Annotated in this window: 4 protein-coding genes and 2 pseudogenes; 4 read left to right on the plus strand and 2 right to left on the minus strand. The window is 53.3% G+C overall.

All coding sequences use genetic code 11. The features are described 5' to 3' along the window. Positions 1–40: 40 nt before the first annotated feature. From BMI01S_RS44375 to BMI01S_RS36280, 4 genes and pseudogenes are all read left to right on the plus strand, one after another. Positions 41–364: pseudogene (locus BMI01S_RS44375) on the plus strand (ISAzo13-like element transposase-related protein); the annotation flags it as partial. Continuing rightward, positions 339–491: pseudogene (locus tag BMI01S_RS44380) on the plus strand (ISAzo13-like element transposase-related protein); the annotation flags it as partial. The pseudogenes BMI01S_RS44375 and BMI01S_RS44380, both read left to right, overlap by 26 nt. Before the next feature lie 161 nt (positions 492–652). Continuing rightward, positions 653–922, plus strand: coding sequence for a hypothetical protein (locus BMI01S_RS40220; protein ID WP_081723647.1), 270 nt, complete (start codon positions 653–655; stop codon positions 920–922). Then, positions 897–1847 (plus strand): tyrosine-type recombinase/integrase, encoded by a 951-nt coding sequence (locus tag BMI01S_RS36280; RefSeq protein WP_036047147.1) that lies wholly within the window; start codon positions 897–899, stop codon positions 1845–1847. The genes BMI01S_RS40220 and BMI01S_RS36280 overlap by 26 nt, the downstream gene beginning before the upstream one ends. Positions 1848–2013: 166 nt before the next feature. Here the strand turns inward: BMI01S_RS36280 and BMI01S_RS36285 are convergent, their stop codons facing one another. After that, complete coding sequence (locus tag BMI01S_RS36285) at positions 2014–3111, minus strand: sensor histidine kinase (protein ID WP_154671510.1); 1098 nt, start codon at positions 3109–3111, stop codon at positions 2014–2016. Beyond that, a partial coding sequence (locus BMI01S_RS42295) for a response regulator (protein WP_169745502.1) occupies positions 3098–3857 on the minus strand: 760 nt, incomplete at its 5' end. The genes BMI01S_RS36285 and BMI01S_RS42295, both read right to left, overlap by 14 nt.

The raw sequence follows: 3857 nt of genomic DNA on the forward strand, positions 1-3857 counted from the left end.
ACCGGCCATGCTGCTTGACGCTCTCTAGTTTGCCTGCGACAGCGTGGCGCACTGGTGGGAAAAACACGGTCGCACCGATTATCCCCAAGCCACACGGTTACTGCTTTTGTGCGATGGCGGAGGCAGCAACCCAAGTAATTCATGGCTCTTCAAAAGCGATCTGCAAAATCTTGCAGACCGGCTCGGACTGGAAATCCGGGTGGCCCACTATGCGCCATATTGCTCGAAACATAATCCAATCGAGCACCGCGTGTTCCCACACATTACGCGAGCCTGTGCCGGGGTAGTCTTCAGCAGCGTCAGTCTGGTCCGTGAACTGATCGAAAAAAACCTGTACAAAAACCGGTCTGAAAGTTACCGCTGATATCCTTGACGGAGTGTATGAAGCCGGACGGACGGTCACCCGCCACGCCCGCGCTTCCCTCAACGTCGAGTACGACTCAGCCCTGCCTTCGTGGAACTACAGCATCCGCTCAAGGAACGCCGTATAGCGGGAAGTTATTTCGAACGCGTTCATCAGGAGTTCAGATCGATTTTATTTATCAAATTGATGGATCGATACGCAGCTGCATGCGAAGTGCATTGCTATTGATAAAATATGTTATCAATAGTAACGTGTGCGTTTGAAAGGTGAGCTGATACGGGGGCAGAAATGGTGCAGTTGACGGTAAGGGGAGCGGTCGGCGAGCTGGACCTGCTCACGCAGCACGAAGCGCAAACCGGCCGCCTGTGCCGAACACTGCGTCTGGAGGCGAATGACGATGGAAAAAGTGTCGTGCTCATCGAGGCCGATGAACGCAAGGCCGGCATCCAGCGCGAGTACCGGTTTGAAGTCACCACCGGCGACCTGATCGCGTTGATTCGCGCTCACGGCGCGGAGCTGCCAGGAGAAAATCATGTCCGTACTGCCGACGCTTCCTGATCGCGAGCAGCGACTCACGGCCGCGCAGTTTCATCGCCTCGCCGATGTGCCGCCCGAAGCCGAGTGGTTTGCCAATCTGGACAACCCGCGCACGCGTCGCGCCTATCAGGCTGATCTGCGCGACTTCATGGATTTCACCACCATTTCGCGGCCGGAAGACTTTCGCATCGTCACGCGAGCACATGTGCTGGCGTGGCGCAAGGTGCTGGAAGATCGCGCACTGTCGGGTGCCACCATCCGTCGCAAGCTCGCGGCCCTTTCCTCGCTCTTTGAGTATCTTTGCGAAAAAAACGCGGTGGACTTCAACCCCGTCAAGGGCGCAAAACGCCCGAAGGTCGAAAGCAACGAAGGCAAAACACCCGCGCTCGGCGATCACCAGGCGCGCACACTGCTCGATGCGCCCGACCCGGGCTCGCTCAAGGGCAAGCGCGACCGCGCGCTGCTATCCGTGCTGCTGTATCACGGCCTGCGCCGCGAAGAGCTATGCCAGCTCAAGGTTCGCGACATTCATGCGCGCCGTGGCGTCCTGCACCTGCGCATTCACGGCAAAGGCAACAAGCTGCGTTACCTGCCGCTTCACGCGGGCAGTGCGGAACGCATCCACGCTTACCTCGAAGTTGCCGGACATGGCGAAACGCCCAATGCCCCTCTCTTCCAGCCGGCACGCAGGAAGACCCATGCGGCATTGACGGCCGATGGCGTCTACAAGATCGTGCTCGCGTACGCGGCCGGCGCAAAAATAAATGTGCAGGGTTTGGGTGTGCACAGCCTCCGGGCGACGGCGGCGACCAATGCGCTGGAGCATGAGGCCGATATCGCCAGGGTTCAGGAATGGCTCGGACATGCCAATATTGCCACCACCCGAATTTATGATCGTCGTAGAAGTCGCCCGGAAGACTCTCCAACATTTCGGGTTAGTTATTAGACAGATGACTGTCATCGGCCACTTTCTGACATTCGTCGGCAAAAAGCCGTAGTCGTTCAAACGGCCGTTCCACTCGGGCAAGCCGATGTTCATCGTCGTGAGTATCCGAGAACGAGCCCATGAGCCACAAGAAAACGAGTGACTATCGTGCCCAAGTCGAAGCGGCTCAATTGAGGTTTTGATACGGGAGCACGAACGAAAATTTGTTCGTGGCAAGCGGAATTCTCCCCTTCTTTTCCCCAGTCGCCTTGCTGCTCACCTTTATTCGGAAACCGTGCGCTGTCGCAATAATTTCCGCCAAAAACAATCCCACACCACGACCGTCCCTCAACTCCTTCGCCCATCTACCGCGCACCCGCTTCTTGAATATCCCGTCTATCTCACTGGGCTCTATTAGCGGCCCGACCGTGCAGAACGATACCTCGACACCATAGCCGTGGTCCAGAATCGACACGTCGACCGAGCCCCTCATGCTGTACTTGACAGCATTTGACAGCAGCGCGAACGGAACAAGTTTAAAGCTGTCGTACACAAATGCATTTCTATAACACTCACCTTCCAAATAAATTTTAAGACTCACACTTCCATCACCATTGTCTATTCTAAAAATAGAAACAAGCTTTTTTAGCAATCCGTGTACGCTGACCGGGTGCCTCTGTCCGTAAGTTGCCGCTTCCGGATTGAAATATATTGATAATAAATCAAATGAGTCCGTCAGTAGATCTGACGACTTAACCAAAGACTTCAGTTCTGGAGAAACCTGCTCAATCTGTTTATCCAACCCTCCCACTGCGTTCGACTGTTTTCTGACTAAACGCTCTGCAATCGTGCCAATTTGCTTTACCAGCCTTATCGGATCATGCAGCGGATCCAGCATCTCCGCCTGACGTTGCAAAAAATCCTCTTCTATCTGAGCACGAAGGCGTCCTAGCGAATTCAACCAGAAATCCAGAGCAGTTTGAGTTACCGCGCGCCCCTTTAGACCATGATTGAGATACTGATTAAACTTCGTCTTGTTGTGCGGACCTCGAACGCCGTAAACCGTGATTCGCTCATCGTCAAGCGAACACACAAAGTATGTCAGACCATGCTCACACGTGTGCTCGCCTGGCACAACGTCACCCATGCACCGCCGATCCTCACCGCATTTCCGTCGGCAAATGCTCGACTCGTCCAGTTTGCTACCACTGACAGCAATCCCATCAACCATCGCAGGCCAGGGCAACTGAACCGCCCCCGAACTTAATAAACTAATCAGTTTCATGTGCAATCATCCTGGCGAGCTTTAACACTGCACTGCAGTCGTGATCATTGACCCCTTCCGCAAGCACTGAACTGCGCAGTTCGTCAACGTCACGCCATTTTCCAGAAGCAACGAATTTGCGCACAGCCGTGACAACATTGATTCTTGCCTTCCGCTTCAGTCGGCTGAATGCTAATCGGCCATGCTCCATCGCCTTTCCTGGATCGAAAATTCCACCAGCAAACTGTTCGATCACATCCTTACACTCATGAGCCGTCAGCGGCTTCTTCTTATAGTCATCCGCCAATTTAAAAAACCGCGTTGCAGTCGGATCGAAGGTTTGTCCAGATACCGCACAAATCTTCTGATAAGGGTTCGAACTGCGCAACCTTTCAATCAATTTCAACCCACCATACTCAGGATCATCTTTCACCACACCCTTCATATCAAGGAAAACGACATCAAAATCCGATAAGATATCAATATCTGACAGTTTTACTTGTTTGAATGTCTTTATCTGAAACCCGCCCTTCCGCAATTCACCAACAGGAAAGTCGCTTACTTGATCATCGACGATGGCGATCCGCGTCAAGCCGCTAACCTTATCAGCAGACCAGGCCGCAATGAATCCTTTCGGCAAAAGCGAATCAAGATCCGCATCTTTCCGGAAAAACTTAATCCAGCCAAAAATCACACCACCCAACGCTATCAAAGGCATGCCGATGCTAAATGCATTGGCCAGCCATCCCGCCCCTGTAAAAAAAAAA

Source organism: Paraburkholderia mimosarum LMG 23256 = NBRC 106338 (genome assembly GCF_000739815.1).
Classification (GTDB): Bacteria; Pseudomonadota; Gammaproteobacteria; order Burkholderiales; family Burkholderiaceae; genus Paraburkholderia; species Paraburkholderia mimosarum.